At 71.3% G+C, this 26,300-nt stretch carries 26 protein-coding genes; 5 read left to right on the top strand and 21 right to left on the bottom strand.

Going from position 1 to position 26,300, the window contains the following annotated elements:
- Nucleotides 1–128 precede the first annotated feature (128 nt).
- Entirely contained in the window at nucleotides 129–635 is a 507-nt protein-coding gene (locus tag L0984_RS10640) for a hypothetical protein (protein WP_234193651.1), read from the bottom strand.
- 116 nt (nucleotides 636–751) lie between these two features.
- On the opposite strand from L0984_RS10640, the gene L0984_RS10635 reads away from it, so the two are divergent.
- Complete coding sequence (locus L0984_RS10635; protein WP_234193650.1) at nucleotides 752–1,735, top strand: LysR family transcriptional regulator; 984 nt, start codon at nucleotides 752–754, stop codon at nucleotides 1,733–1,735.
- Nucleotides 1,736–1,801: 66 nt separating this feature from the next.
- On the opposite strand, the gene L0984_RS10630 is transcribed toward L0984_RS10635, so the two are convergent.
- Nucleotides 1,802–1,975: a hypothetical protein gene (locus L0984_RS10630; RefSeq protein ID WP_234193649.1), complete on the bottom strand. Its 174-nt coding sequence runs from the start codon at nucleotides 1,973–1,975 to the stop codon at nucleotides 1,802–1,804.
- A 145-nt stretch (nucleotides 1,976–2,120) separates the two neighbouring features.
- Here L0984_RS10630 and L0984_RS10625 point away from each other — a divergent pair, with 145 nt between their 5' ends.
- A complete protein-coding gene (locus tag L0984_RS10625; RefSeq protein ID WP_234193648.1) occupies nucleotides 2,121–2,948 on the top strand; it encodes a metallophosphoesterase in 828 nt (275 codons plus the stop codon).
- Between the two features lie 47 nt (nucleotides 2,949–2,995).
- Nucleotides 2,996–3,202, top strand: coding sequence for a hypothetical protein (locus tag L0984_RS10620; protein WP_234193647.1), 207 nt, complete (start codon nucleotides 2,996–2,998; stop codon nucleotides 3,200–3,202).
- Between the two features lie 62 nt (nucleotides 3,203–3,264).
- On the opposite strand, the gene L0984_RS10615 is transcribed toward L0984_RS10620, so the two are convergent.
- The 17 genes from L0984_RS10615 to L0984_RS10535 all read right to left on the bottom strand — a co-directional run bounded on the left by L0984_RS10615 (nucleotide 3,265) and on the right by L0984_RS10535 (nucleotide 22,394).
- Nucleotides 3,265–4,071 (bottom strand): crotonase/enoyl-CoA hydratase family protein, encoded by an 807-nt coding sequence (locus L0984_RS10615; protein WP_234193646.1) that lies wholly within the window; start codon nucleotides 4,069–4,071, stop codon nucleotides 3,265–3,267.
- Nucleotides 4,072–4,236: 165 nt separating this feature from the next.
- Nucleotides 4,237–5,127, bottom strand: a complete 891-nt coding sequence (locus L0984_RS10610) for an SDR family oxidoreductase (protein WP_234193645.1) — start codon at nucleotides 5,125–5,127, stop codon at nucleotides 4,237–4,239.
- A complete protein-coding gene (locus tag L0984_RS10605) occupies nucleotides 5,124–5,939 on the bottom strand; it encodes an enoyl-CoA hydratase/isomerase family protein (protein ID WP_234193644.1) in 816 nt (271 codons plus the stop codon). Before L0984_RS10605 ends, L0984_RS10610 begins: the two co-directional genes overlap by 4 nt.
- A gap of 2 nt (nucleotides 5,940–5,941) precedes the next feature.
- Nucleotides 5,942–7,123: an acyl-CoA dehydrogenase family protein gene (locus L0984_RS10600; protein WP_234193643.1), complete on the bottom strand. Its 1,182-nt coding sequence runs from the start codon at nucleotides 7,121–7,123 to the stop codon at nucleotides 5,942–5,944.
- 190 nt (nucleotides 7,124–7,313) lie between these two features.
- Entirely contained in the window at nucleotides 7,314–8,876 is a 1,563-nt protein-coding gene (locus L0984_RS10595) for an acyl-CoA synthetase (RefSeq protein WP_234193642.1), read from the bottom strand.
- A gap of 19 nt (nucleotides 8,877–8,895) precedes the next feature.
- Nucleotides 8,896–9,978: a CaiB/BaiF CoA transferase family protein gene (locus L0984_RS10590; protein WP_234193641.1), complete on the bottom strand. Its 1,083-nt coding sequence runs from the start codon at nucleotides 9,976–9,978 to the stop codon at nucleotides 8,896–8,898.
- 123 nt (nucleotides 9,979–10,101) lie between these two features.
- Nucleotides 10,102–11,016, bottom strand: coding sequence for an acyl-ACP thioesterase (locus L0984_RS10585; protein WP_234193640.1), 915 nt, complete (start codon nucleotides 11,014–11,016; stop codon nucleotides 10,102–10,104).
- Entirely contained in the window at nucleotides 11,013–12,662 is a 1,650-nt protein-coding gene (locus L0984_RS10580; RefSeq protein ID WP_234193639.1) for a long-chain-fatty-acid--CoA ligase, read from the bottom strand. The genes L0984_RS10585 and L0984_RS10580 overlap by 4 nt, the downstream gene beginning before the upstream one ends.
- Before the next feature lie 39 nt (nucleotides 12,663–12,701).
- On the bottom strand, nucleotides 12,702–13,916 hold the full coding sequence (locus L0984_RS10575; protein ID WP_234193638.1) for an ABC transporter substrate-binding protein: 1,215 nt from the start codon (nucleotides 13,914–13,916) through the stop codon (nucleotides 12,702–12,704).
- A gap of 131 nt (nucleotides 13,917–14,047) precedes the next feature.
- Nucleotides 14,048–14,872, bottom strand: coding sequence for an enoyl-CoA hydratase-related protein (locus L0984_RS10570; RefSeq protein WP_234193637.1), 825 nt, complete (start codon nucleotides 14,870–14,872; stop codon nucleotides 14,048–14,050).
- A 39-nt stretch (nucleotides 14,873–14,911) separates the two neighbouring features.
- Nucleotides 14,912–15,919, bottom strand: a complete 1,008-nt coding sequence (locus tag L0984_RS10565) for a branched-chain amino acid ABC transporter permease (RefSeq protein ID WP_234193636.1) — start codon at nucleotides 15,917–15,919, stop codon at nucleotides 14,912–14,914.
- A 5-nt stretch (nucleotides 15,920–15,924) separates the two neighbouring features.
- The gene (locus L0984_RS10560; RefSeq protein WP_076505272.1) at nucleotides 15,925–16,797 is read right to left on the bottom strand and encodes a branched-chain amino acid ABC transporter permease; all 873 of its coding nucleotides are present in this window, start codon (nucleotides 16,795–16,797) and stop codon (nucleotides 15,925–15,927) included.
- Between the two features lie 7 nt (nucleotides 16,798–16,804).
- The gene (locus L0984_RS10555; RefSeq protein ID WP_234193635.1) at nucleotides 16,805–17,530 is read right to left on the bottom strand and encodes an ABC transporter ATP-binding protein; all 726 of its coding nucleotides are present in this window, start codon (nucleotides 17,528–17,530) and stop codon (nucleotides 16,805–16,807) included.
- Entirely contained in the window at nucleotides 17,514–18,356 is an 843-nt protein-coding gene (locus L0984_RS10550) for an ABC transporter ATP-binding protein (protein ID WP_234193634.1), read from the bottom strand. The genes L0984_RS10555 and L0984_RS10550 overlap by 17 nt, the downstream gene beginning before the upstream one ends.
- Before the next feature lie 293 nt (nucleotides 18,357–18,649).
- Nucleotides 18,650–19,834, bottom strand: coding sequence for an acetyl-CoA C-acetyltransferase (locus tag L0984_RS10545; protein WP_234193633.1), 1,185 nt, complete (start codon nucleotides 19,832–19,834; stop codon nucleotides 18,650–18,652).
- A 119-nt stretch (nucleotides 19,835–19,953) separates the two neighbouring features.
- Entirely contained in the window at nucleotides 19,954–21,939 is a 1,986-nt protein-coding gene (locus L0984_RS10540; protein WP_234193632.1) for an FUSC family protein, read from the bottom strand.
- A complete protein-coding gene (locus L0984_RS10535) occupies nucleotides 21,936–22,394 on the bottom strand; it encodes a MarR family winged helix-turn-helix transcriptional regulator (RefSeq protein ID WP_234193631.1) in 459 nt (152 codons plus the stop codon). The genes L0984_RS10540 and L0984_RS10535 overlap by 4 nt, the downstream gene beginning before the upstream one ends.
- A gap of 185 nt (nucleotides 22,395–22,579) precedes the next feature.
- Here L0984_RS10535 and L0984_RS10530 point away from each other — a divergent pair, with 185 nt between their 5' ends.
- Entirely contained in the window at nucleotides 22,580–22,837 is a 258-nt protein-coding gene (locus L0984_RS10530; protein WP_076505261.1) for a type II toxin-antitoxin system Phd/YefM family antitoxin, read from the top strand.
- The gene (locus L0984_RS10525; RefSeq protein ID WP_234193630.1) at nucleotides 22,834–23,250 is read left to right on the top strand and encodes a type II toxin-antitoxin system VapC family toxin; all 417 of its coding nucleotides are present in this window, start codon (nucleotides 22,834–22,836) and stop codon (nucleotides 23,248–23,250) included. The genes L0984_RS10530 and L0984_RS10525 overlap by 4 nt, the downstream gene beginning before the upstream one ends.
- Before the next feature lie 15 nt (nucleotides 23,251–23,265).
- Here the strand turns inward: L0984_RS10525 and L0984_RS10520 are convergent, their stop codons facing one another.
- Both L0984_RS10520 and fadB read right to left on the bottom strand, forming a co-directional pair.
- Nucleotides 23,266–24,060: an SDR family NAD(P)-dependent oxidoreductase gene (locus L0984_RS10520; protein ID WP_234193629.1), complete on the bottom strand. Its 795-nt coding sequence runs from the start codon at nucleotides 24,058–24,060 to the stop codon at nucleotides 23,266–23,268.
- Nucleotides 24,061–24,122: 62 nt separating this feature from the next.
- Nucleotides 24,123–26,273 (bottom strand): fatty acid oxidation complex subunit alpha FadB, encoded by a 2,151-nt coding sequence (gene fadB, locus L0984_RS10515; protein ID WP_234193628.1) that lies wholly within the window; start codon nucleotides 26,271–26,273, stop codon nucleotides 24,123–24,125.
- Nucleotides 26,274–26,300 lie beyond the last annotated feature (27 nt).

The following is a 26,300-nucleotide window of genomic DNA, read 5'->3' as shown; positions in this document are numbered from 1 at the left end:
GATGCTTGGCTGCGCCCGCTGTCCTGCACCCAGCGCATCAGCCCCCGCGGCAGCAGACGCAAAAAAACCGCCCGAGGGCGGTTTTTTCATGGGTGCTCGCCACCTTTGGCGGGCGGGCCAGGCTGCGCTCAGTAGTAGCGGGCCAGGTGGTTGGCGGTGGCCTGATGCACGCGCATCTTGGTCTGGGCCGGCACGGCGCTGTCGATCGCCGAGACCGACTCGGCGCGGCTGATGGCCGCCTGCAGGTCGTTCATGATGCGGGTGTCGCGGTGTGCGGCTGCCAGGAAACGCTCGTCGGCGCGGGCAGCGGCCTGGGCACGCTGCAGGCTGTTCCAGCGCTCGACCAGGCCGATGGCCAGGTTCTGCGCTGCACCGGCGGCGTACAGCGACAGGCCGCCGAACACCAGGGCCCACAGCACCATCCAGGCAGCCAGCAGGCTGCCGTCGGTGATTTCGGCGACGAAGCGCTCGGCCACCACCAGCGCAGCGGCCAGCAGGGCGGCGACGACCATCATGAGCGCGCCGCCGCGGGCCTTGAAGCTGCGGCCGGCATCGCGGATGTAGGCTGCGGTTTCCTCGGCGCGGCGCACGCCGGGGTGGGAGACGGGTTGGTCGACGTGGACGAAGGTGGTCATGGCAATCCCCTCCTAGGGAAGAAAACGGTGGGCAACAGTGCCGATGGACTGAATATTAGGGTTTGCCCCAGTGTTCTTCCACTTTATAGTGGTGATGCTCTTCATTCATTGGAATGATGAACATCAACTTTCGCACACTCGACCTGAACCTGCTGCGCGTCTTCGACGAGGTGATGGCGGAGCGCAGCCTCACCCGCGCCGCCCGCAACCTCTCGCTGACCCAGCCGGCGGTCAGCAATGCGCTGCGACGCCTGCGCGAGACGCTCGGCGACGAGCTGGTGCACCGCGCCGGCAGCGGCGTCGAGCCCACGCCGCGGGCCCTGGCCCTGTGGCCGGTGGTGCGCGACGCCTTGCGCCACATCCAGCACGCCATCGCGCCCACGGCCTTCGAGCCGGCGCAGGCGGACGACAGCTTCGTGCTGGCCATGGCCGATGCCACGGCCACCGAGCTGATCCCCGGCGCCGTGCGGCTGCTGGAGGCGGAGGCGCCCGGCGTGTCGCTGCGGGTGGTGCCCTTGAACACGCGCGATCCGCGCGGGCTGCTCGACAAGGAATCGGCGGACCTGGCCATTGGCCACTTTCCGGCCGTGATGGCCGACCTGACCGCCCGCACGCAGGCCGGCGAGGCGGTGCCCTTCGAATCGCACCGGCTGTATGTGGGCCGCTATGTGTGCGTGATGCGCAGCGGCCATCCTCTGGCCGCGCAGGAGCTGACGCTGGACGCCTTCTGCGCCGCGCGTCACCTGCTGGTGAGCTTCTCCGGCCGGCCCTGGGGCTTCGTCGACGAGGCGCTGGAGGCCATCGGCCGTCGCCGGCGCATCGTGCTGACGGTGAACCAGTTCTTCACGGCCGGCAAGGTGGTGGCCGATTCGGACCTGCTGACAGTCCTGCCGCGCCATTTCGTGAGCAGCACCGGCGTGAGCGACGGGCTGGTGGTGCGCGAGCTGCCGCTGACTCTGCCGCTGGTGCATGTGGATGCGCTGTGGCATCGGCGCATGCAGGCAGCGCCGGGCCACACGTGGCTACGCGACCTGATCGTGCGGGCCGCGGGCGACGCCTTTGCCCGCACCCTGGCGGAATACGTGCTGCCGCGGGCCTGAGCGGCGTGCAGCCGTGGCCAGTCGCCGATCCGGCTGGCGCTCATCCGGCGTACGCCGGGCGATGGCTCAGCGGACGACGCGCAACCAGGCGGAGGCGGCTTCGCGCAGTTCCTGCGCCTGGTGGGGATCCAGCCCGGCCATGGCGTCGGCCGACTCGAAGAGATCGGCGGCGGGGCTGGCGGGCACGGGCGCGGTGGTCGGTTGCATCCAACGGGACCAGAAGGTGAGCAGGGGAGACATGATGTTTTCGCGGCTCCACGCCGCGTGTGTGACGATGGGTAGAAGAATAGGGTTTTCCCTAGTTTTCACAACCTCATCTCCATGCATTCCACGCATGGTGCCGGCGCGACCGCGACATGGGCAGTGAATTTCTACACTGGTGCGCATGAAGATCCAGCTGCTGTCGGACCTGCACCTCGAGACCTATCCCGAATTCGTCGCCCATCCCGCGCCCAGTGCCGAGCTGCTGGTACTGGCCGGGGACGTGGGTTCCTACCAGCGCGGCTCGCAGCTGACCGACCGGGATTTCGGCCTCGGCCGCTTTTCCCCGAAGCGGGGCTGGCCGGTGCCGGTGATCTACGTGCCCGGCAACCACGAGTACGACGGCCTCGATTTCGACGAGACCCATGCCCGTCTGCGCGAACACTGCGAGGCGCTCGGCATCGTCTGGCTGGAGCGTGAGACGCATGTGCACGCCGGCGTGCGCTTCGTCGGCACCACGCTCTGGGCCGACTTCGATGCCCTGGCCACGCCACAGGACGACACGGTCGCCCGTGTCCGCAAGCGCGGCAAGGCCATGCGCTCCGCCGATTTCTACCTGGCCAAGGCCGCCACCACGCGCGGCGGCCAGCCCTTCATGGCGGCCGAGCTGCGTGCGCAGGCCCTGGCTTGCCAGGAGTGGCTGCGGAAGGCGCTGGCCCAGCCCTTCGACGGTGTGACGGTAGCCATCACTCACTTCGCGCCCTCGCTGGCCAGCGCCGATCCGCGCTACGGCCTGGCGCCGGGCACTGCCGGCTTCTGCAATGCGCTGGACGAACTGCTGCCCCTGGCCGACGTCTGGCTGCACGGCCATCTGCACTGCGCCTTCGACTATGTGAAGTCGGGCTGCCGCGTCGTCGCCAACCCGCGGGGCTACGAGGAGAAGGGCGAGCAGGCCGGCTTCCTGCCGCTGGGCTGCGTGGAACTGCCTGCGCAGCCGCGGAGTCGACCATGAAGCGGCCGCCACCTGCTGCCGGCCACCCTCATCCAAGGAAGCATTCGATGACCCCACGATTCGCCCCAGGCGCCCGCCCCGCTACCTTCACCCTGGCCCTGATGCTGGGCCTTGCGGTCCTGGTCACCGGCTGCGCGAGCGGCGGCGGCACCGCCAGCGGTGGCAGCACGGCCTCCACCGGCGGCAGCGGGGTGGAGGTGTTCGGCACCATCGACGCCGGCGTCAGCGGCGTGCGAAACAAGTCGGGCCGCTGAGCGGCGGGACGCCACCCTGCGGATCGGCCGGGAGCGCTCCGAGCGGCGAAGCGCGAAGGAGATCAGTCCTCGAACCTCGCCGGGCGCTTTTCCATTCCCGCACGGACGGCTTCCACCTGCTGCGGGCTGCCGATGAGCGCCTGCTGCTCGCGGGCTTCGGCCAGCAGCAGTTCCTCCGGCGTGGCGTGGGCCGTCAGGCGCATCAGCCGCTTGGCCGCGCGGATGGCGCTGGGGCTGCTGGTGGCGATCTGACGCGCCAATGCACGCGCTTCAGTCAGCGGATCGGCGCTGACCCGCGTCGCCAGGCCCAGCTCGGCGGCCTCGGCGCCGCCCACCACGCGGCCGGTGTAGACCAGCTCGCGCAGCCGGTCGCCGCGCACCAGGGGCGCCAGCAACGCGCAGCCCGCCATGTCGGGCACCAGGCCCCACTTGATCTCCAGCACCGACAGGCGCGCATCGGCCGCCACCAGGCGCATGTCCGCGCCCGCCGCCAGCTGCAAACCGCCGCCGTAGGCCACGCCGTGCACCGCGGCGATGACCGGCACCGGCAGTTCCTGCCAGCCCCAGCAGACCTGCTGGAAGCGATTGGCGATGCCGTGGGTGCGCGGCAGCAGGTCGGTGAAGCCGCCGGCGGGTTCGCCGCCCGCCATGCCGGCCATGCTGCCCATGTCCAGCCCGGCGCAGAAGGCACGGCCTTCGCCGTGCAGCACCACGGCGCGCAGGCCGGGCTCGATCTGCAGGCGCGCCAGGGCATCGAGCAGGGCGTCGAACATGGCCGGGTCGAGCGCGTTCATCTTGTCGGGGCGGGCGAGGGTCACCTCGGCCACGCCGCCGTCCATGTCGATCCGCACGCGGTTGGGGGAAGTCATCGAAAAAAGTCTCCTGTAGAAGGCCCGTCGGCGAGCCACTGCGAGTCAGTTGGCCAGGGACCGTTCGGGCTGAGCTTGTCGAAGCCTGGGCACAAGCCCTTCGACAGGCTCAGTACAGGCAGCGCAGGGCGAACGGGTGGCGGTCAGGCATTGCTGCGGCGGGCTTTACGCCGTCCGCTGCGCGCGATCCGCGGCGTTGCGGGAGGCGATGGACTCGCGCGCCTTCGCCCAGTCCTGGTCGCCCCAGGCGGCCAGGCTGGCGAAGTTGCCGCCGGTGGCCTGATATTGCCCGCCATCGATGGCAATCGTCTGTCCCGTGAGGTACTCGGCGTGCCGGCTCATCAGGAAGACCGCCAGGTTGGCCAGTTCGGGCATGCGGCCGGCGCGCTGCATGGGGTTGCCCTCGGGCTTGTGCTCGCCGCCTTGCGGATTCAGGCGCGCACTCATGCCCTCGGTGGGAAAGAGCCCCGGCGCGATGGCGTTGCAGCGGATGCCGCGGTTGCCCCATTCCACCGCCAGCGACTGCGTCATCGCATGCACGCCCGACTTGGCCATGGCCGAGGGCACGGTGAAGGCCGAGCCGTTCCACACCCAGGTGGTGAGGATCGACAACACGCTGCCGCGCTGCCCCGCCGCCAGCCAGCGCCGGCCGCATTCCAGCGTCATGTTGAAGCTGCCCCGCATCACGATGTTGGCCACGGCGTCGAAGGCGCGCATCGACAGGTCCTCGGTGCGGCTGACGAAGTTGCCGGCCGCGTTGTTGACCAGGCCGGTGAGCGGACCGCCGTCGGCCCAGATGGCGTCGAGCATGGCCTCGATGGCCTCGGGCTGTCGCACGTCGCAGGCATGCCCCGCCGCCTTGCCGCCGTGGGCCGCCATCAGCTCGCGTGCGGTCTCTTCCACCACCGGGCCGCGGCGGCCGCAGAGGTAGACCTCGGCGCCCAGCATCATGAAGGCCTCGGCCATGACGCGGCCCAGGCCGGTGCCGCCGCCGGTCACGAGGATGCGTTCGCCGGCCAGCAGGCCGGGCTTGTACATGAGGTCGTCGAGGGTCATGGGTTTGAAGGCAAAGGAGCGCCGTAGCGCGGTTCGCGCCGCTCGAGGAAGGCGCGCACGCCCTCCTGGAAGTCGGGCGTCTGGGTGCACAGCACCTGGTTGCGGTCTTCGAGGGCCATGGCCGCCTCCAGGCTGGTGGCATCCACCGCATGGCCCAGCGCGTCCTTGGTGAGGGCCAGGCCCAGCGGCGTGGCGCGCAGCATGTCGGCGCACAGGCTGCGCGCCTCGGCCTCGATCTCGTCCATCGGTCCCACGCGGCTGACCAGGCCCAGTTGCTGGGCGCGCCCCGCGTCGATGAAGCGGCCGGTCAGCATGTATTCGGCGGCCACCGAGCTGCCGACCATGCGCGGCAGGAAGTAGCTCACGCCCACGTCGCAGGCCGACAGGCCGATGCGGATGAAGGCGGCGTTCATGCGGGCATCGGGCGTGGCCAGGCGGATGTCCGAGGCCAGCGCCAGCGCGAAGCCGCCGCCGCTGGCCGCGCCCTGCACCAGACTCACGATGGGCTGCGGGCAGCGCCGCATGGCGACCATGATGTCGCGGATGCCGCGCTGGCGCTGCAGCATGGTGGCGGCATCGGGCAGGCGGTCGAGGTCCAGCGCCTGCAGATCCAGCCCGGCGCAGAAGGCCCGGCCCGCGCCGCGCAGCACCACCACGCGGGCGGCAGACTGCAGCGTCAGGCCCTGGAAGTACTGGCGCAGCGCCAGCACCAGCGTGTCGTCCAGCGCGTTCAGGCGCTCGGGGCGGTTGAGCGTGAGCCAGGCGACGCCGGCTTCCTCGCGCACCTGCAGCACATCGTCGGCGGCGGCCATGGTCACAGCGCCCGCGAGATGACTTCCTTCATGATCTCGCTGGTGCCGCCATAGATGCGCTGCACCCGCGCGTCGGCATACATGCGCGTGACCAGGTATTCGTTCATGAAGCCGTAGCCGCCATGCAGCTGCACCAGCTCGTCGAGCACGCGGCCCTGCGCCTCCGAGCCCCAGAGCTTGGCCATGGAGGCGGTGGCGGTGTCCAGCTCGCCGGCCACGATGCGTTCGACGCAGCGGTCCATGAAGGCACGGCCCACCATGATCTGCGTGGCCACCTCGGCCAGCTTGAACTTGGTGTTCTGCATCTCGGCAATGGGCTTGCCGAAGGCCTTGCGCTCGCGCACGTAGTCCAGCGTGGCGGCATAGGCGCCCTCCATGCAGGCGACGGCACTGACGCCGATGATCAGCCGCTCGTAGGGCAGGTCGCCCATCAGCTGATAGAAGCCCTGGCCCTCCTGGCCGCCGAGCAGGCCGTCGGCCGGCACCACCACGTTGTCGAAGAAGAGCTCGGAGGTGTCCTGCGCCTTCATGCCCATCTTGTCGAGCACGCGGCCCACGCGGAAGCCCTCGCGCTGCATGCCCGGCGCGTCGTCGCCCGTGGGCGCCGCATCGGTCTCCACGATCAGGATCGAGGTGCCGCGCGCGCCCTGCGTGGGGTCGGTCTTGCAGACGACCAGGATCACGCCGGCCAGGAAGCCGTTGGTGATGAAGGTCTTGCTGCCATTGAGCACGTAGTGGTCGCCCTGCCGCTCGGCACGGGTACGGATGCCCTGCAGGTCCGAGCCGGCGCCGGGCTCGGTCATGGCGATGGCACCGATCAGCTCGCCGCGGGCCATGCGCGGCAGGTACTGGCGCTTCTGCGACTCGGTGCCATGGTTGAGGAAGTAGTGCGCCACGATGGAGTGCACCGAGTTGCTCATGCCGGAAAGGCCGCGGCGCGCCATCTCTTCATAGATCACCGCCTCGTGCCGGAAGTCGCCGCCACCGCCGCCGTACTCTTCGGGGATGTCGGTGCACAGCAGGCCCAGCTCGCCGGCGCGGCGCCAGAGCGCATGGCCGACGTGGCCGCGATGTCGGGCGGCCTCGTCCTGCGGCTGCATCTCGGATTCGATGAAACGCACGGCGGTGTCGCGCAGCGCCTCCAGCTCTTCGTTGCTCCAGGAGCGGGTCAGGTTCAGGGGCATGTGTTGTCTCCTTCGGAACGCAGCCGATCGCACCGGCCGCGCGATAAGTCAGTTCTCCGTGGCGCGACGCGCCACCCGCATGGCATGAAACCGCGCCGTCGGATGGATCGGGTCGCCGGCGTGGGCGTTGCTCCCTCTCCCGCGAGGGGAGAGGGGCTCTGGCAGCGCGGCGTCGACAGGTCGCTTCACTTCAGTTCACGTTGCGGCTGCGGCCGGCCCAGAAGGGGGCACGCAGCTCGAACTTCTGCAGCTTGCCCGCGGCCGACAGCGGCAGCGCGGCGCGGAACTCCACCGAGCGCGGGCACTTGTAGCCGGCGATGTGCGCGCGGCAGTGGGCGATGACCTCGGCTTCGTCCAGCGACTGGCCCTCGCGCAGCACCAGCACCGCATGCACCCGCTCGCCCCAGCGCTCGTCGGGCACGCCGATGACGGCGCACATCGACACCTGCGGCAGCTGGGCGATGGCGTTTTCCACCTCGGCCGAATACACGTTCTCGCCGCCGCTGACGATCATGTCCTTGAGCCGGTCGACCACGAAGAGGTAGCCGTCGGCATCGAGCCGGCCCATGTCGCCGGTGTGCATCCAGCCGTCCCGCAGCGCCGCGGCCGTCTCGGCCGGCTTGTTCCAGTAGCCCTGCATGACCATGGGGCCGCGGGCGGTGATCTCGCCGACCTCGCCGGGCGGCAGCTCGCGGCCTTCGCCGTCGACGATGCGCACCTCGGCGATGGGCACCGGCCGGCCGGCGGCGCGCAGCAGGCGCTCGCGCTGCGGGCCGGGGCGGTGCTCCTCGGGGCCGAGGGTGACGACGGTGGGCGCCAGTTCGGTCATGCCGTAGGCCTGGGCGAAGTCGGCGCCGGGCAGGGCGGCCATGGCCTGCGCCAGCAGCGTCGCGTCGATGGGTGCGGCACCGTAGAGCATCAGCTTGAGGCTGGAGAGGTCGAAGTCGGCGAAGCGCGGATGCTCGATCAGCCGCTTGATCATGGTGGGCACGAGGAAGATCTCGTTGGCCCGGTGCGCCTGCACCGCCGCCATGATGGCCACCTCGTCGAAGGCCGGCACGATGACCTGCGGCACCAGCCGCTGCGCCATCAGCAGCGACAGGCCGCAGCCCGCCACATGGAACATGGGCGAGACCACCAGCCCCACCTTGACCCCCACGCGCGGCACCCCGCTCGCGTTCGACAGGGCATTGATGTACAGGTTGTCGTGGCCCAGCATCACGCCCTTGGGCCGGCCGGTGGTGCCGCCGGTGTACATGACGGCGGCCAGGTCGCCGCCGCCGCGGCGCAGGTCGTCGCGCGGCGCGGCCTCGGCCAGCAGGGCCTCGTAGTCCAGCGCGCCCGCGGGCGGCGTGCCGCGGCCGCAGAAGATCACCGTGCGCAGGCTGCGCGACAGCTGGCGCAGCTGCGGCACCAGCGGGGCGAAGGCATCGTCCACGATCAGCACGCGGGTGTCGCAGTCGTCCAGCGAATAGGCGACCTCGTGCGGATTCCAGCGGATGTTGACCGGGTTGACCACGGCGCCGGCCCACCAGCAGCCGTAGAAGTACTCCAGGTAGCGCACCGAATTGAGGGCCATCATGCCCACGCGGTCGCCCGGCACCACGCCCAGCGCCGCCAGCGCGCCGGCCAGGCGCTCGATGCGGCCCGCCAGCTCGGCCCAGCTGCGGCGCTCGTCGCCGCAGATCGCCGCGGTCTCGCCCGCCTTCTCGCGCCGGCCCTTGTGGATGGATTGGGTGAGGGACATCGTCATCGCGGTCTGCTCTCGCCCTTCACACCCTGGCGCCCCAGGCGGCCAGCACCTCGTCCAGGCTGGCGGCCTGCGGTGCGGCGGGCTCGGTGGGCGTGCTGCGCGAGAAGCGCGGTGCCGGCGCGGGCTGCACCACGCCATCGACCTCGGTGAAGGTGCCGCGGGCGCGGTTGTGGGCATGCTGCGGCGCCTCGTCCCAGTCCAGCACCGGGGCGAAGCAGGCGTCGGTGCCTTCGAGCAGCGCGCACCATTCGTCGCGGGTGCGGGTGCGGAACACATCCGCCAGCCGCAGCTTGAGCAGGGGCCAGCGGGCCGGGTCCATCTGGCCGTCGAAGAGCGGATCGTGGATGCCGCAGCGCTCGCGCAGCTCGGCATAGAACTGCGGCTCGATGGCACCGATGGCCACGTACTTGCCGTCGGCGCAGGCATAGGTGTCGTAGAAGTGGGCGCCGCCGTCCAGCATGTTCTCGCCACGCTGGTTGCTCCACTGGCCCTTGGCCTTGAAGCCGTACATGAAGGCCGAGAGCAGGGCGGTGCCGTCGGTCATGGCGGCGTCGATGACCTGGCCGCGGCCGCTGCGGCCGGCCTCGTGCAGCGCGGCCAGCAGGCCCACGGCCAGCAGCATGCCGCCGCCGCCGAAATCGCCCACGTAGTTGAGCGGCGGCACCGGCGCCTCGCCCGCGCGGCCGATGGCATGCAGCGCGCCGCTGATGGCGATGTAGTTGATGTCGTGGCCAGCCGCCTTGGCCAGCGGCCCGTGCTGGCCCCAGCCCGTCATGCGGCCATAGACCAGGCGCGGGTTGCGGGCCAGGCAGTCGTCGGGGCCCAGGCCCAGGCGTTCCATCACGCCGGGGCGGAAGCCCTCCACCAGCAGGTCGGCCTTGTCGATGAGGGCCAGCGCCGCCGCCTGGCCGTCGGGGCCGCGCAGGTCGATGGCCACCTGGCGGCGGCTGCGGGTGGTGATGTCCTGCGGATCGGGCGCGACGCCGGGGCGGACGATGCGCAGCACCTCCGCGCCCAGGTCGGCCAGCAGCATGGCGCAGAAGGGGCCGGGGCCCAGGCCGGCGAACTCGACCACCCGGACGCCGTGGAGCGGACCTGCCATCGCGTTGTCTCCTTGTGTGTGCATGGCGCGGGCCGGCCTTGTCGCCGGTCCCTGCCCCGATGATGGCGCAGCCGGCGCCGCACCCGGAATCGTCGGAACGGACGAAAGTGCCGCGCCGCTGCTTCAGGCCGCCGGCAGCAGCGCGGCCCAGCGTTCGCGCACCGCATCGGGCAGCGTCGCCGGCCGGTGCGTGACGGGGTCGATGGCAACCAGCACGGCCTCGCTGTCGGCCTGCAGCAGCGCGCCGTCGAACAGCCGGCAGCGCAGCACCACCGAACTGCGGCCCAGCGCCTGCACGCCGGTGCGCAGGCCCCAGGTGACCGGCACGGGCGTGGCGCGGTGCACGCGCAGGGCGATGTGGGCCACCATCACGTCGACGCCACCCGTGAGCGGCAGCCGGCTGGGGTCGGTGCCGCCATCGAGCCACCAGCGGGAGCGGCCATGCTCCAGGTAGCGGGCCAGCGCCACGTCGGACAGCAGTCCTTCGGCATCGACGTCGGCATACCGGGTGGCCAGCAGTTCCTCGATGGCCTGGGTGGCCGGCGCACCGAAGGCCGCATGCGCCTCCGCAGGCAAGGTGCGCGGCTGCTCGTGCAGGCGCAGCTGCTGCACGAGCGCCGCGGGCAGGGGCACGCGCTCGCCGTCCTGCCAGGCCGCCAGCTCGGTGTGCTGCAGGCCGATGCAGCGGCCCTGCTGGAAGAGGGCGGTGGCGATGTGGGCCGCCTCGGCATCCACGCACAGCAGCGCCACGCCGGCCTCCAGCGCCGCGGGATAGGCGCCTTCGGCCAGAAAGTCCGTCCAGAGCCCGGCAGGGCGCAGGCGCAGGCCATCCGGCGCCGCCTGGGGCAGCACGGCGTCGAGCCAGCGCATCCGGGCCTCGATGTGCAGCCCGATCACCGCGGCATTGTTCAGGTGCCGCAGCAGGTCCAGGTCGGCATGGCGCGGCGCCAGGACCGTGTGCCACCCATAGGCCTCGCGCGTCGGGCGCCAGGCCTGCCGGCGCATGGCTTCGTGAGGAGGGGCGGCGGCACCGCTCATGCCGTGGGCAGCCGGTAGTCGCGGTACTGCTCGCGCAGCCGCGTCTTGAGCAGCTTGCCCGTGGCCGTGTGGGGCAGCTCGGGCACCACCACCACGTCGTCGGGCAGCCACCACTTGGCGATGCGGGTGGACAGGAAGTCGAGCACCGATTCCTTGGTGGGCTGGTGGCCCGCGCGCGGCACCACCAGCAGCAACGGACGCTCCTGCCACTTGGGATGGGCCACGCCGATGATGGCCGCCTCGGCCACGCCCGGATGGCCCATGGCCGCGTTCTCGACGTCGATGGACGAGATCCACTCGCCGCCGGACTTGATCACGTCCTTGGCCCGGTCGACCAGCTGCAGGTAGCCGTCGGTGTCGATGGTGGCGACGTCGCCGGTGTTGAAGTAGCCCTCGTCGTCCATCGGCGAGCCGCCCTCTCCTTTGAAATAACCCGAGGCGATCCACGGACCGCGCACGCGCAGGTGGCCGCGCGACTGGCCGTCCCAGGGCTGCACCTCGCCCATGTCGTCGACCAGCTTGAGGTCCACGCCCCACACGCCGCGGCCCTGCTTGAGCTTGACCTTGACCAGCTCGTCCTCGGCCATGCTGTCGTGCTTGGGCAGCAGCTTGCTGATGACGCCGATGGGGCTGGTCTCGGTCATGCCCCAGCCCTGCACCACCTGCGCGCCGAACTGCTTCTCGAAGCGCTCCAGCATGGCGCGCGGCACGGCGGCGCCGCCGATGCCGATCATCTTGACGCCGAGCTGGCGCGGATCGATCTCGGGATGCGCGTCCAGGTACTGGAAGAGCATCAGCCACACCGTGGGCACGCCCTGCGAGAAGGTGACCCGCTCGTCCTTCATCAGCGTGTAGACGCTCTCGCCGTCCATGTGCGGCCCCGGGAACACCAGCCGCGTGCCCACCATGGCCGCCGCATAGGGCGTGCCCCAGCCGTTGGCATGGAACATGGGCACGATCAGCATCACCGTCTCGCGCGAGCTGATGCCGAAGGTGTCGGGCGCCAGCTCCATCAGCGTGTGCAGCATCGTCGAGCGGTGCGAATAGAGCACGCCCTTGGGGTTGCCGGTGGTGCCCGAGGTGTAGCAGAGCGAGGACGCGGTGCGCTCGTCGAAGTCGGGCCAGTCGTAGTGCTCGCTCTGGGCGGCGAGCAGCTCGTCCCAGCAGCGCAGGTCGGGCAGGTCCAGCGCGGGCATGTGCTCGCGCGAGGTCATGCAGACGTAGGTCTTCACGGTCTTGAGCTTCGGCGCCAGCTTCTGCACCAGCGGCGCGAAGGTGACGTCGAAGAACAGCACGCGGTCTTCGGCATGGTTGGCGATGTACTCGATCTGCTCCGGAAAGAGCCGCGGGTTGACGGTGTGCAGCACGGCGCCCGTGCCCGAGACGCCGAAGTACAGCGCCAGGTGGCGCCAGCTGTTCCAGGCCAGCGTGGCCACGCGATCGCCGCGCTGGATGCCCAGCGACTGCAGCGCGTTGGCGATGCGGCAGGCGGCGTTGCGCACGCCCAGCCAGTCGGTGCGGTGCGTGCCGCCCTCGGGCAGGCGCGAGACGATCTCGGTGCGCGGATGGAAGCGCGCCGCATGCTCGATGAGCGACGAGATCAGCAGTGGGCGGTCCTGCATCAGGCCGAAGAGGGGTTCGGACATGGCGGTGTCTCCTGGATGCGGTGGCGATGCGGTGGTGGCTCAGCTGCCGAGCAGCTCGCCGAAAGGCACGTAGCGCGTGCCGTCGAAGCGCACGGGCTGCATCTTCTTGATGGGGAAGAAGTCGTCGGCGCCGGTGCTGAGCGTGATGCCGGGGTAGAGCATGGGCAGCGCCATCTTCAGGCTGGCGGCCTGCTTCATGACGTTGGCGCGGGTCAGGTCGTCGCCGCAGCGGCGCAGCACCTCGGCCAGCGTCTGGGCCTGCGAATAGCCGATGACGTTGAGCGAATCGTTCGGGTCGCCCGCCGGGTGGTACTGCTTCATGAAGGCCAGGTAGTCGGCCAGTTCGCGCGTGCCCTGGTTGCTCGGGTCGGAGGGCTCGCGCAGGTAGGTGGCGGTGATGATGCCCTGCGCGTTGTCGGCACCGGCCGGCTTGATGACCGAGCTGATCGACAGCGACACGCTCACCAGGTAGTGGGCCGGCTTCCAGCCGATGTCGGCCGCCTTGCGGATGGACTGGGCGGCGAACTTGGGCGTGGTGATGTTGATGAAGGTGTCGGCGCCCGAGCCCTTGAGCGCGACCATCTGGCTGTCCACCGTCGGGTCGGTCACCTCGTAGGTCTGCTGGCTGACGATGAACTGCTTGGCCTTGTCGCCGAAGCCGTCCATCACGCCCTTGAGGTAGTCCTTCCCGAAGTCGTCGTTCTGCATCAGGATGCCGACCTTGGCATTGGGCCGGGTGGCCATGATGTGGCGCGCGAAGATCGCACCTTCGAGTTGGTAGGTGGGCTGCCAGCCCATGGTCCACGGGAAGTTCTTGGGGTCGCCCCAGCGCGTGGCGCCGGTGGAGACGAACAGCTGCGGCACCTTGCGCTGGTTCATGTAGCGCTGCACGGCCTGGTTGTGCGAGGTGCCCAGCGCGCCGAACATCAGCAGCACGCCGTCGCGCTCGACCAGCTTGCGGGTCTGCTCCACGCTCTGGGCGGGGTTGTAGGCATCGTCGGCCGACAGGTAGGTGATCTTGCGGCCGTTGATGCCACCTTCGGCGTTGAGCTTGGCGAAGTAGGCCGCATGGGTCTTGCCGATGGTGCCGTAGGCCGAGGCCGGGCCGGAGTAGGGCACGAAGTTGCCGACCTTGATCTCGGTGTCGCTGGCCCCGGTGTCGTACTTCTTCTGGGCCTGCGCGGCAGGCGCCAGGGCCAGCAGCGAGAAGGTGGCAAGCGCGGCCCCCAGGCCGCGTGCGATGGAAAGGCGCATGGTTGTCTCCTGGTTGTCGTCGGCCCGTTCTGTGTGGTGTGGGCCTTGGTGCGGGGTCGCGAGGCGATGGTAGGAATCGCCTCTGCCGGTGCCCATCGTCGGTTCCGACGATTGGGCGGGCGCATGGGGAATCAGCCTGCGCTGCGCGGCGGAAACGCGGGCTCGCGCTTCTGCACGAAGGCGCGCACGCCCTCCGCGAAGGCTGCGCCGTCGATCAGTTCGCGCTGGCGCTCGGCCTCGTAGTGCAGCTGGTCGGCCAGGCTGCCGGTGGCGGCGGCGTCCAGTGCGCGGCGCGCCTCCATCGCGGCATGCGCGGGCAGGCGGGCCAGGCGGTGGGCCAGGGTGAGGGCCTCGTCCTGCAGGGCGGCATCGTCCACGCAGCCCCACACCAGGCCCCAGTCCAGCGCCTGCTGGGCCGACAGGCGCTCGCCCAGCAGGGCCAGGCCCATGGCCCGTGCACGGCCCAGCCGGCGTTCGATGAACCAGGTGGTGCCCAGGTCGGGCACGATGCCCAGCCGGGGCAGGAAGGGCAGGAAGAAGTAGGCCGCGCGGGCCATGAGCGTGAAGTCGCCCGCGAGCGCAAGGCCCGCACCGGCGCCCGCCGCCGCGCCGTTGACGGCGCAGACCAGCGGCATGGGCAGGGCCTGCAGGTCGAGGATCAGCCGGTTGGACAGCGCATGCATGGTGTCCGCCGTGTGCGCGCCCAGCGTGCGCCCGTCGCCGGCCGGCACGCCGCCCATGGACTGCAGGTCGGCCCCCACGCAGAAGCCCTTGCCCTCGCCGGTGAGCACCACGGCGCGCACGCCGGCATCGGCCGCCAGCTCGGCCAGCCGCGCACGCAGCTGCTGCTGCAGGCCGATGCCCAGCGGGTTCAGGCGCGCGGTGTTGCACAGCGTGAGCACGGCCACCTCGTCGTGGCGGTGCAGGCGGAGCACGGTGTCGGTGTCGGCGGTCATGCAGTTTCCTTGGGCGTTGAAGGTCGAGGCGTAGAAGATTCAGCCACCGCGGGCGAGCCGGGCCCGCAGCCGGTGCAGCAGCCCCATCACCCCGCCGGGCATCACGAACATGCAGAGGATCAGCACCACGCCATACACGGCCCAGGGCGCGGACTTGGACACCTGCTCGGCCAGCCCCGGCACGAAGAGGATGAACAGCGCGCCGAACAGCGCCCCCCACAACGTGCCCACGCCGCCCACCACGATGCCCACCAGCAGCGAGATCGACAGGAAGAAGGTGAAGGAATCCGGCGCCACGAACTGCACCGCGATGGCCGCCAGCGCGCCGCCCACGCCGGTGTAGCCGGCGGAGACGGCGAAGGCCATGGACTTGGCATGCGCGTTGTTCACCCCCATGGCCTCGGCCGCCATGCCGTGGTCGCGGATGGCCCGCAGCGCCAAGCCGCTGCCGCTGTCGATCAGGTTGCGCGCGCCCCAGAACAGCAGCACCGCCACGGCCAGCGCATAGAGGTAGAACCACTGGTCGGCATCCAGCGGCAGGCCCCAGGGCGCCTCGGGCTTGGTCAGCACGATGCCGCCCACGCCGCCGGTCCACGCCTCCAGATGCTTGTACTTGAGCAGCTGCGGCATGGCCACGCCCAGCGCGAAGGTGGCCAGCGCCAGGTACAGGCCTTCGAGCTTGAGCGCCGGTCGCCCGAAGAGGTAGCCCACCCCCAGGCTCACGACGCCCGCGGCCGGCACCGCCAGCCAGTAGGGCACGCCCGCGCGGTCCATGAGGATGCCGGCCGCATAGGCGCCGATGGCGAAGAAGGCGCCATGGCCCAGCGAGATCTGGCCGTTGTAGCCGGTGAGGATGTTCAGCCCCACCAGCGCCACCGCATAGGCCAGCACCATGGTGGCCTGGAAGAGCTGGTAGCCCTGCGCGATGAAGGCCAGGGCCACGCCGGCCACGATCAACGCCAGCGCGAAGACGGACGAGGGCGAGAGCCGCCGCCTCGCGGGCGCCGCCTTCAGCGGCACGGCCTCGGAAGTGAGCACGGTGGACATGACGTTCAGACCCTCTTCACGATGCGCCGCCCCATCAGGCCGGCCGGGCGCACGATGAGCACGCCCACGATCAGCACCAGCGCCACCGAGAGCTTGAGCTCGGTGCCCACCACATAGCTGCCCATCAGGTTCTCCAGCACGCCCACCAGGAAGCCGCCGACCACCGCGCCCACCGGGTTGTCGATGCCGCCCAGCAGCGCGCCGGCAAAGGCATAGAGCAGCACGCCGGTCATCATGTGCGGATCGAGGAAGACCACCGGCGCCACCATCATCCCGGCCACCGCGCCGATGGCGCCGGCCAGGCCCCAGCCCAACATCAGCATGCGGCCCACCGAGATGCCCACCAGCCGCGACGAGGCCGGGTTCTGCGCCGCAGCCCGCATGGCCAGGCCCAGCGGCGTGAGGCGGAAGAAGGCGAAGAGCAGCGCCACCAGGGCCAGCGCGACGGCGATGGCGCCCACCTCGTGCGCGGACATCAGGGCACTGGCGTACCAGGCATCCTTGGGGAAGGGGCTGGGAAATTCCTTGATCGTGTAGCCGAAGAGCCAGCCCGCCAGGCTGTGGAAGACCACCAGCAGCCCGATGAAGACCACCACCTGCGCCAGGTCGGTGGCCTTGTGCATCGGCCGGATGATGGCGAACTCCACCGCCGCGCCCACCACGAAGGACAGCGCCACCGTGGCGAAGAAGGCCGCCCAGTAGGGCAGCCCCGCCTGCATCAGCGACCAGGCGATGAAGGTGGAGAACATCGCCATCTCGCCCTGGGCGAAATTGATGTGGTGCGTGGCCTGGTAGATCATCACCAGCGCCAGCGCGACGGTGGCGTAGATGCCGCCGGTGGCCAGGCCGGCGAAGAGCTGGTGCAGAAATGCGTCCATGGTGTACTCAACCTCCCAGGTAGGCGCGGCGCACCGCGTCGTTGCGGCCCACGTCCTCGCTGGCGCCGTGCAGCACGATGCGGCCCGTCTCCAGCAGGTAGGCGGTGTCGGCCAGTTCCAGCGCCAGGCGCGCGTTCTGCTCGACCAGCAGGATGGCCATGCGCTGCTCCTGGTTGATGCGCCGCATGATGGCGAAGATGTCGCGCACCACCAGCGGCGCCAGGCCGAAGGAGGGCTCGTCCAGCAGCAGCAGGCGCGGCTCGCCCATCAGGGCGCGGCCGATGGCCAGCATCTGCTGCTCGCCGCCGGAGAGGGTGCCGGCCTGCTGCGCACGCCGCTCCTTCAGCCGCGGGAAGTAGGCATAGATGCGTTCCAGCGCCTCGGCCATGGCCGCGCGGCCCGGATGCCGCGGCCGGGCCTGGGCGCCCAGGCGCAGGTTCTCCTCGGCCGTGAGGTGCGCGAAGGTGCCGCGGCCGTCGGGCACATGGCCCACGCCCAGGCGGGCGATCTGCTCGGTGCTGCGGCCGTCGATGCGCTCGCCGGCCAGCCGCACCTCGCCGCGCACCGCGACCATGTGCCGGCAGACGGCGCGCAGCAGCGTGGTCTTGCCCGCGCCGTTGGCGCCCAGCAGCGCGGTGACGCGGCCTTCGGGCACGTCCAGGTCGATGCTGTGCAGCACGGCGGTGGGGCCGTAGGCGGCATGCACGCCGCGCAGTTCAAGCAGCGCGGGCATGGCGCACCTCCGTCTCGGCAGCACCGCCGTCGTCGCCCAGGTAGGCACGGATCACCTCGGGATGGCGGCGCACCGCCTCGGGCGTGCCCTCGGCGATCTTGCGGCCGAAGTTGAGGGCGACCACCTTGTCGCTCACCCGCATGACCAGGCCCATGTGGTGCTCCACCAGCAGCACCGTCAGGCCCAGCCGCGCACGTAGCGCGAGGATCAGGTCGCCCAGGCCTTCCAGCTCCTCGTGGTTGAGGCCGCAGGCCGGCTCGTCCAGCAGCAGCAGCCGGGGACGCGCGGCCAGGGCGCGGGCCAGCTCCACCCGCTTCTGGGTGCCGAAGGGCAGGTCGCCGACGCGGCGGTCGGCCACGGCGCCCAGGTCGAGCAGGGTGATGAACTCCTCGGTGCGCGCCTCGGCTTCGGCCTCCAGTTGCCGCACGCCGGGCAGGCGCAGCGCGTCGCGCAGGAAGCCCGCATGCTGGTGCGTGTGCGTGCCCACGCGCACGTTCTCGCGCACCGTCATGCTGGCGAAGAGCGCCAGGTTCTGGAAGGTGCGGCCGATGCCCAGCGCCGCCATGCGGTGGCGCGGCAGCGTGGCCAGCGAGCGACCGGCGAATTCGATGCGCCCGGCCTGCCAGCCATACAGCCGCGAAAGGCAATTGAACAGCGTGCTCTTGCCCGCGCCATTGGGCCCGATCAGGCCGCAGACCTGGCCGGCGGCCACGTCGAAGCCCACGCCGTCCAGCGCCACGATGCCGCCGAAGCGCACCGACAGCCCCTCGATGCGCAGCAGGGGTTCGGCGGCGGCGGCGTGTCTGTCTCCGAAGTCCTGGGTCATGGAAGTCCTGCCCTGGTGTTGTGATGGAAGGGCCGGCGCGCGCCACTCCGCGCCCGGGCTTCGACAGGCTCAGCCTGAACGATCCAGGGTCACCGAGCGTGCATCTCCCGTGGAGATGGCCCGGCCGCGGCTCAGAAGGTGTGAATGAATCCGGCGTGGCCGAGCGGGCTGCGAAAACGCGGCCAATCCAGGCGCAAAGCGCAGCCATAGCTCGGGCTATGGCGAGCATTTGCAACGCAGAGTGGGCGTGTTTTGGCAGAACGAGCGGACATGGCGGGTTCGTTCACACCTTCTCAGAGCCGCTCGACGATGGTCACGTTGGCCATGCCGCCGCCTTCGCACATGGTCTGCAGACCGTAGCGGCCGCCGCGGTCGTGCAGGGCATGGATGAGCGTGGTCATCAGCTTGGTGCCCGAGGCGCCCAGCGGATGGCCCAGGGCGATGGCGCCGCCGTTGACGTTGAGGCGCGCCGGGTCGGCGCCCGTCACCTGCAGCCAGGCCAGGGGCACGGGCGCGAAGGCCTCGTTGACCTCGAACAGGTCGATGTCGTCGATCTTCATGCCCGCCTTCTGCAGCGCGCGCTGCGTGGCGGGGATGGGCGCCTCGAGCATGATCACCGGGTCGTGGCCGATCATGGTCATGTGGTGGATGCGGGCGAGCGGCTTGACGCCCAGCGCCTTGAGGCCGCGCTCGTTGACGACCATCACGCCCGTGGCGCCGTCGCAGATCTGGCTGGCGGTGGCCGCCGTGCAGCGGCCGCCCTCCTGGATCAGCTTGACGCCGGCGATGCCCTCCAGCGTGGCGTTGAAGCGGATGCCTTCGTCGACCGTGTGCGGCTGGCCCTCGCCCTCGGCGCCGCCTTCGGCGCTGCGGGCTTCGACTGCCAGGATCTCTTTAGCGAAGCGGCCCTCGTTGGTGGCCGCGACGGCACGCTGGTGGCTCTGCAGCGCGTAGACGTCGAGCTGCTCCTTCGAGAGGCCGTACTTCTTGGCCATCATCTCGGCGCCCATGAACTGGCTGAACTCCACGCCGGGGTAGCGCTTCTGCATGGCCGGGCTCATGTAGCCGCCCAGGCCCGCCTTCAGCGGCAGGGCGTTGGGCGTGAACATCGGCACGCGGGACATGCTCTCCACGCCCGCGGCGATCACCACGTCCATGCTGCCGCTCATCACGGCCTGGGCCGCGAAATGCAGCGCCTGCTGCGAGGAGCCGCACTGCCGGTCGACCGAGGTGCCGGGCACCGACTCGGGCAGCGACGAGGCCAGCACCGCATTGCGCGCCACGTTGGTGGCCTGCTGGCCCACCTGGCTGACGCAGCCCATGATCACGTCCTCGACCAGGGCGGGGTCGGCATCGGCGCGGCGCACCAGTTCGTCGATCACCTGTGCTGCGAGGTCCACCGGGTGCCAGCCCGAGAGTCGGCCGCCGCGCTTGCCGCCGGCGGTGCGGGTGGCGGCGACGATGAATGCTTCTGCCATGGGGTCTCCAGTCTCCAATGCGGTTCGTCGGAAGTCCGCGTGGATTCTGGGCGGCGAAGGCGGCGGCGTCGCTCGTCCGAAGCGACGAATTTCGAGGGCCGCGGACCGCGGCGGCCCCCTCAGACGGCCCGCGCCAGCACCCGGGCGGCGTGCTGCAGCGCCGAGGCCGGCGCATGCCGGGCGGGCGGGGGGCCGAGCCGCAACGCATCGCGCGCCAGCAGGCGGCCCCGGCGGTGGGCCTGGGCCGGACTGCGCATGGGCCGGGCCAGCCGACGCAGCCAGGCCTGCGCACGGCGACGGTCGGCAGGCGGCAGCGTGTCCTGCGCCAGCAGCTGCCCGAGCGCGAGCACCGCCTGTCCGGTGGCCAGCACGGCCAGGCCTTGGCGTGCGCCGTGCTCCGGCGCCAGGCCGGCCGCATCGGCGCAGCGGACCAGGCGCAGCACGCGGTGCTGCAACCGGGCCCGCCACACCTCGGCCCGTCGCCAGGCCTGCGGCTGCGCGGCCATGGCCGCGACCTCCGCCTGCATCAGCGCCGACAGTTGCGCATAGCGACGCCGCCCGCCCGGCGGAAAGACGAGGCGGAAGGCCGCCAGCGCCACCAGCGGCCCGGCCACCACGGCGGCCGCCTCGGCCAGCCCCGTCGGCCAGGAGAACGCCCGGGCATGCATGGGCTGCAGGAGCAGCAGGCCAACGAGGTTGAAGTCGAAGCCGAAGCGCGCCGTGCGCGGATGCGCCAGCACGAAGGCGCCGGCCAGCACCAGCGGCAGGCACATCAGCAATCGCCCGAGCGCGCCGTCCACCCACGGCCAGAGCAGGGCCTGCACCGCCAGCGCCGCGGCGGCACCGAGCAATTGGCCGCAGAAGACCGAGCGCATGATCCGCGCCGGGTCGTCGGCGGTGGAAAAGAGCGTGGTCATCACCGCCACGCCGAGCATGAGCAGCGGCGCCGCGGCCCAGCCGGTCGCCAGCCACAGCGCACCGATGAGGCCGAGCGTGAGCACGGAGCGCAGGAAGGTCTCGCGGGCGGCGATCCAGTCGCGGTGCAGCACGACGGTCGGCTCGAAGGCGGCCGGCGGCTGTGCGCCGGATGGCGCGGCGCTGGGCTCCCGCGCGCCTGCGCCACCGGCAGGGCTTTCGATGCTGCCAGCCGCCGCGCCAAGGCGACGCAGCACCGCAGCCAGTTCGGCGTCCTGCGCTTCGGCGACCGTGGCGGCCTGAAGGAGCGAAGGGCCCACCGACCGGCCGGCGGCGGCGGCATCGAGGGTGGCCTGCAGGGCATCGGCCAGCGCGGCGCCATCGGCGCGTGCGGGCGCCTGCGCCCCCGGCCACCACAGCAGCAGGCCGACCTGGGCGGTCAGCGCCTGGCGCAGCGCGCGCACCTCGCGGCGGGAATCGAGGCGGCCGGCCACCTGCAGCTCCAGCCCTTCCTCCAGCCGTGCCAGTTCCGCCAGCTGGGTGTCGCGCGCCGTGTGCGCCGGCAGCGCCCCGGTGCGCGCCCAGGCGGCCAGTTCGCGCAGCCGCTCCAGGCAGAGCGTGCGCGTGCGCAGGTGCAGCGCATCGGCCGGCGGCCGGGCCGCGAAGCGCAGGCTCACGGCCAGTGCCACCACCACACCCAGGCCGATGGTCAGCAGCCGGTCCAGCCCGAAGGCGGCGATGTGCGTGGGATGGCTGGCATCGAGCAACGCCACCATCGCCGCCGAGTAGCCGGCCAGCAGCGTGCCATAGCTCGCGAAGCCGCGCAGCAGCTGCCCCGCGCCGGCGCACAGCCCGGCCCACAGCGCCAGCCCGGGCACCAGCACCGCCGGCGAGCCCTGGCCCAGGGCCACCAGCGCCACGCCATAGGCGGCACCGGCGGCCGTGCCCAGCAGGCGGAACAGGCTCTTCTCGATCAGGTGGCCGCGCAGCGGCTGCGCCGCGATCCACACGGTCATGGCCGCCCATTGGGGATGGTCCAGGCCCAGCAGGCCTGCCAGCAGCAGCGCCACGCCCGAGCCCGCCGCGGTGCGCAGGGTGAAGGCGAGGCGAGCGGGCTCGAAACCGAGGCGGCGCGCGAGGCGGTCGAAGGAAGGAGCGCCGGCGGCCGGAACGCCCGGGCGGGCCGTCATGCCCCGGACTCCATGGCCGCGATGCCTTCGCCGATGCGGTCGAAGCCATCGAGCAGCGCCTGCAGCTGCGCGTCGTCCAGCCCGGCGAGCATGCGGCCTTCCACCCGGTCCAGCACCGTCTGGATGCGCCGCACCACCGCGCGCCCGTCGCGGGTCAGGAAAAGCCGCCAGGTGCGGCGGTCCTGCGGATCGTCGCGGCGCTCGATCCAGCCGGCGCGGGCATGCTGGTCCAGCAGCCGCACCAGGCTGGAGCCGTCGATGCCGATGCGCTCGGCCAGCTCCCGCTGCGTGAGCCCCCCGCCTGCCTCGGCCAGGTACATCAGCGGCGGCCAGCCCGCATCGGTCAGGCCCAGGGCGGCGAGTTGCGCGTCCAGCGCCCGGCGCCAGCGGCGGGCGAGCACGACGAAGCGCATGCCGAAGCGCTGGCGGGGCAGGGCGGGGGAGTCGTCGTCCATGGGGTGGATGATAGGCGAATCGTTTGGATTCCAACGATTTGAAGGGGATCGATCCGGACTCCGGGCCGGCCGCCCGCCGATGGGCGAAAGTCCCGCCGAGAAACGGGCCGCGAGGTCGGTCGTTTGACAGTGCGCCGCTCCGCTGACAGACTAGTTGTCTGACCAGTTCAACAGGGAGCTTTTCGATGCACACATGGCCCGTTCAGGACGCCAAGGCGCGGTTCAGCGAATTCCTCGACGCCTGCCTCGAGCAAGGCCCGCAGATGGTGACCCGCCGCGGCGCTGAGGCGGCCGTGCTGGTGCCGGTGCAGGAATGGCGCCGGCTGCAGTCGGCGGCACGTCCGTCGCTCAAGCAGTTGCTGCTGTCGGACGTCGGCCGCACCGATCTGCTGGTGCCCGCGCGCGGCCAGGCGCGCAGGCGCAAGGTGGAGCCGCAGCGGTGACGCAGGGCTACCTGCTCGACACCAACGTCGTCTCCGAACTGCGCCGCCTGCGCCCGCACGGCGGGGTGGTCGCCTGGCTGAAGTCCCTGGACGATGCGCAGCTGCATCTTTCGGCGGTGACGCTCGGCGAGATCCAGGCCGGCATCGAGCTGACGAAGGAACAGGACGCAGCCAAGGCCCAGGAGATCGAGGCATGGCTGGCGCAGATCGCCAGCGCCTACAACGTCCTGCCCATGGACGCCGCGGCCTTCCGGGCCTGGGCGCGGCTGATGCACCGGAAGTCCGACACGCTCTACGAAGATGCCATGATCGCCGCCACCGCCCAGGTCCATGGCCTGACCGTGGCCACCCGCAACGTGGCGGACTTCAAGGCGCTGGCCGTGGAGGTGTTCAACCCCTTTGCGCCATCCTGAGCACTGAAGCGCCGGCTACCGCGGCGCCATCCGTATCGCTCCATCCAGCCGCACGCACTCCCCGTTGAAGTAGCCGTTGGTGATCATCGTCTCCGCCAGGTGCGCGTACTCGGCCGGGTTGCCCAGCCGCTTGGGAAAGGGCACCGAGGCCGCCAGCGCCGCCTTGACGTTGTCGGGCGCGCCCTGCAGCAGCGGCGTGTCGAAGATGCCGGGCAGGATGGTGTTGACGCGGATGCCCTCGCCCATCAGGTCGCGGGCGATGGGCAGGGTCATGCCCGCGACGCCGGCCTTGCTGGCCGAATAGCTCGCCTGACCCATCTGGCCGTCCACCGCTGCCACCGAGGCGGTGTTGACGATGGCGCCGCGCTCGCCCGAACCGTGCTCATCCACCAGGGGTTCCAGCGCCAGCATGCCCGCCGCCGACTTGGCGATGCAGCGGAAGGTGCCCACCAGGTTGATCTGGATGATCCGGTCGAAGTTGGCCAGCGGAAAGTGCTTGATCTCGCCCGTGGCCTTGTCGCGGCTGGCGGTCTTGACGGCGTTGCCGGTGCCGGCGCAGTTGACCAGCACGCGCTCCTGCCCGTGCGCGGCACGGGCCTTGGCGAAGCCGGCATCGACCGAGGCCTCGTTGGTCACGTCGACGGCGCAGAACAGGCCGCCGATCTCGCGGGCCAGGGCCTCGCCGGCCGCTTCGTTGAGGTCGAACAGCGCGACCTTGACGCCGTGCGAGGCCAGCCGCCGCGCGGTGGCGGCCCCCAGGCCGGAAGCACCGCCGGTGACGACGGCGGCGATGGTGGCATCGAGTTGCATGAGGGGACTCTCCTGTGTCGTGGTGAAGGGCGCCTGCAGTGGCGGCAGGCGAAGGCGTGTGTTCAGAGCGGGTGGAAGCGCCGCTGCTGCGCCGCCATCTGCCGCAGCAGTTCGGGCGGCGCATAGGCGGGGCCGTGCGCGGCATGGGCCTCCAGCCGTCGCAGCAACTCGGCCGCACCCAGCCAGTCGGCGTACTGCAGCGGCCCGCCCAGCCAGGCCGGAAAGCCCACGCCCAGCAGCAGGGCCATGTCCAGCTCGGCGGCGCTGGCGACGCTGCCTTCCTCCAGCGCGGCGATGGCCTCGGCCAGCAAAGGCAGCATCAGCCGCTCCACGATGGCTTCGTCGGCCATGGGCGTGAAGCCGCCGGGCGACAGGTCGGCCAGCAGGGCCTGGGCGGCGGGGTCGGCGCTGCGGCGGGGCTTGCCGGCGGCGTCGCGTTCGTAGCGGTAGAAGCCGGCGCCGCTCTTCTGGCCGAGGCGGCCGGCGCGCACCATGCGGTGCACCGGGTTGGCGTCGATGGCGCGCATGCGCCCGGGATGGCCGGCGGTGATCACGTCGCCCACATGGGCGCCCGTGTCCATGCCCACCACGTCGTTGAGCCAGGCCGGGCCCATGGGCCAGCCGAAGGCCTCCATGGCGCGGTCGATGGCGGTGAAATCCACGCCCTCGGCCACCAGTTCGTTGAAGGCATTGAAGTAGGCGGTGAGCACGCGGTTGACCAGGAAGCCCGGGCCGTCGGCCACCACGATGGGCGTCTTCTTCATGGCCAGGGCATAGGCCACCGCGGCGGCCACGGCGGTGTCGCTGGTCTGCGGCCCGCGCACGACCTCGACCAGCGGCATGGCCGGCACGGGGTTGAAGAAATGCAGGCCGACCAGGTTCTGCGGCCGGGCCAGCGGCTTGGCGATGTCGGCCAGGCGCAGGCTGGAGGTGTTGGTGGCGATCAGCGCATCGGGCCGCAGCTGCGGCTCCAGCGCGGCCAGCACCTGCTGCTTGACCTCCAGACGCTCGACGATGGCCTCGACCACCAGGTCCGCCGCGTCCAGGCCCGCATCGTCCAGCTGCGGCGTGATGGCGGCCAGCACCGCGTCGGCCTTGGCCTGCGCGAGGCGGCCGGTCTGCACGCGGCGGCCGAGCTGTTTGGCGGCCTCGGTCATGCCCAGATCGAGCTGGTCGGCGCGGATGTCCTTCATGCGCACGGGAATGCCGGCCAGCGCGCTGCTGAAGGCGATGCCGCCACCCATGATGCCGGCGCCGAGCACGGCGGCCCGGGGCGGCGCCTTTGCACCGGCGGCCTGCTTCTTCGCCGCCTTGCGCACGGCCTGTTCGTTGAGGAAGGTACGCACCAGCGAGGCCGCCGCCTGCGTGCGTGCGACGCGGCCGAAGGCCTCGGCCTCCAGCCGCAGGGCCTCGTCGCGCGGCTGCGAGGCGCCCTCGGCCATCATGGCCAGGGCCATGGGCGCGGCGGGCTGGTGGCGGCCGAGGCGCGGAGCCAGCTCGGCCAACACCTGCTGCGCCGTGGCCGCGAAGGCCTCGGCATCGCCGGGCAACGCCGCGTGCTTGCGCGCGACCTGGGCGCGCCAGTCCACCTCGCCGGCGACACAGCGGCGCAACAAGGCGAGGGCCGCGTCGCGCAGCGCCTCGGGCTCGGCCACGGCATCGACCACGCCCGCGGCCTGGGCGGTGCGCGCATCGGCCGGCGTGCCGGTGGCGACCCAGCGCATGGCCGTCGCCAGCCCCGCCACGCGGGCCAGCCGCACCGTGCCGCCGAAGCCGGGAAAGAGGCCGAGCTTGACCTCGGGCACGCCCACCTGGGCGGCGGTGGACATGACCCGCAGCGTGGCGGCCAGCGCCAGCTCCAGCCCGCCGCCCAGCGCATAGCCGTTGATGGCGGCCACGGTGGGCACGGGCAGGTCTTCCAGCGCGACGAAGACATCGTTGCTGCGGCGCACGCCGGCCGTGATGGCCTCGGCGCTCTGCTGGAAGGTGGCGCCGAATTCGGTGATGTCGGCGCCGACGATGAACACGTCCTTGGGGCTGGTGATCAGCACGCCCTGCAGCCCGGTGTCGGCCGCGAGCACGGCCACCGCCTCGCGCAGCTCGGCGACGGTACGGGCGTCGAACTTGTTGATGGCCTCGCCGCGGCGGTCGAAGACGAGCTCCACCAGCCCGTCGGCCAGGGGTTGCAGGCGGATGCTGTTTCCTTCGAACACGGTGTTGTCTCCTGGGTGTCTCGGGCC

Source organism: Pseudacidovorax sp. NFM-22 (assembly GCF_021401245.1).
Lineage (GTDB): Bacteria > Pseudomonadota > Gammaproteobacteria > Burkholderiales > Burkholderiaceae_C > Xenophilus.
Note: the sequence above shows the minus strand (reverse complement) of the source record. Positions and strands in the feature narration are given on the sequence as shown.

What these genes read in the sequence shown, in the direction of transcription:
- L0984_RS10545 (WP_234193633.1), bottom strand. Translation starts at nt 19,834, where the DNA reads ATGGCAGAAGCATTCATCGTCGCCGCCACCCGCACCGCCGGCGGCAAG.
- L0984_RS10595 (WP_234193642.1), bottom strand. Translation starts at nt 8,876, where the DNA reads ATGACGATGTCCCTCACCCAATCCATCCACAAGGGCCGGCGCGAGAAG.
- L0984_RS10600 (WP_234193643.1), bottom strand. Translation starts at nt 7,123, where the DNA reads ATGCCCCTGAACCTGACCCGCTCCTGGAGCAACGAAGAGCTGGAGGCG.
- L0984_RS10590 (WP_234193641.1), bottom strand. Translation starts at nt 9,978, where the DNA reads ATGGCAGGTCCGCTCCACGGCGTCCGGGTGGTCGAGTTCGCCGGCCTG.
- L0984_RS10535 (WP_234193631.1), bottom strand. Translation starts at nt 22,394, where the DNA reads ATGGACGACGACTCCCCCGCCCTGCCCCGCCAGCGCTTCGGCATGCGC.
- L0984_RS10540 (WP_234193632.1), bottom strand. Translation starts at nt 21,939, where the DNA reads ATGACGGCCCGCCCGGGCGTTCCGGCCGCCGGCGCTCCTTCCTTCGAC.
- L0984_RS10640 (WP_234193651.1), bottom strand. Translation starts at nt 635, where the DNA reads ATGACCACCTTCGTCCACGTCGACCAACCCGTCTCCCACCCCGGCGTG.
- L0984_RS10615 (WP_234193646.1), bottom strand. Translation starts at nt 4,071, where the DNA reads ATGACTTCCCCCAACCGCGTGCGGATCGACATGGACGGCGGCGTGGCC.
- L0984_RS10630 (WP_234193649.1), bottom strand. Translation starts at nt 1,975, where the DNA reads ATGTCTCCCCTGCTCACCTTCTGGTCCCGTTGGATGCAACCGACCACC.
- L0984_RS10575 (WP_234193638.1), bottom strand. Translation starts at nt 13,916, where the DNA reads ATGCGCCTTTCCATCGCACGCGGCCTGGGGGCCGCGCTTGCCACCTTC.
- L0984_RS10605 (WP_234193644.1), bottom strand. Translation starts at nt 5,939, where the DNA reads ATGGCCGCCGCCGACGATGTGCTGCAGGTGCGCGAGGAAGCCGGCGTC.
- L0984_RS10610 (WP_234193645.1), bottom strand. Translation starts at nt 5,127, where the DNA reads ATGACCCTCGACGACCTCATGTACAAGCCCGGCCTGCTGGCCGGCGAA.
- L0984_RS10585 (WP_234193640.1), bottom strand. Translation starts at nt 11,016, where the DNA reads ATGAGCGGTGCCGCCGCCCCTCCTCACGAAGCCATGCGCCGGCAGGCC.
- L0984_RS10555 (WP_234193635.1), bottom strand. Translation starts at nt 17,530, where the DNA reads ATGCCCGCGCTGCTTGAACTGCGCGGCGTGCATGCCGCCTACGGCCCC.
- L0984_RS10580 (WP_234193639.1), bottom strand. Translation starts at nt 12,662, where the DNA reads ATGTCCGAACCCCTCTTCGGCCTGATGCAGGACCGCCCACTGCTGATC.
- L0984_RS10570 (WP_234193637.1), bottom strand. Translation starts at nt 14,872, where the DNA reads ATGACCGCCGACACCGACACCGTGCTCCGCCTGCACCGCCACGACGAG.
- L0984_RS10625 (WP_234193648.1), top strand. Translation starts at nt 2,121, where the DNA reads ATGAAGATCCAGCTGCTGTCGGACCTGCACCTCGAGACCTATCCCGAA.
- L0984_RS10565 (WP_234193636.1), bottom strand. Translation starts at nt 15,919, where the DNA reads ATGTCCACCGTGCTCACTTCCGAGGCCGTGCCGCTGAAGGCGGCGCCC.
- L0984_RS10635 (WP_234193650.1), top strand. Translation starts at nt 752, where the DNA reads ATGAACATCAACTTTCGCACACTCGACCTGAACCTGCTGCGCGTCTTC.
- L0984_RS10550 (WP_234193634.1), bottom strand. Translation starts at nt 18,356, where the DNA reads ATGACCCAGGACTTCGGAGACAGACACGCCGCCGCCGCCGAACCCCTG.
- L0984_RS10620 (WP_234193647.1), top strand. Translation starts at nt 2,996, where the DNA reads ATGACCCCACGATTCGCCCCAGGCGCCCGCCCCGCTACCTTCACCCTG.
- L0984_RS10560 (WP_076505272.1), bottom strand. Translation starts at nt 16,797, where the DNA reads ATGGACGCATTTCTGCACCAGCTCTTCGCCGGCCTGGCCACCGGCGGC.
- L0984_RS10530 (WP_076505261.1), top strand. Translation starts at nt 22,580, where the DNA reads ATGCACACATGGCCCGTTCAGGACGCCAAGGCGCGGTTCAGCGAATTC.
- L0984_RS10520 (WP_234193629.1), bottom strand. Translation starts at nt 24,060, where the DNA reads ATGCAACTCGATGCCACCATCGCCGCCGTCGTCACCGGCGGTGCTTCC.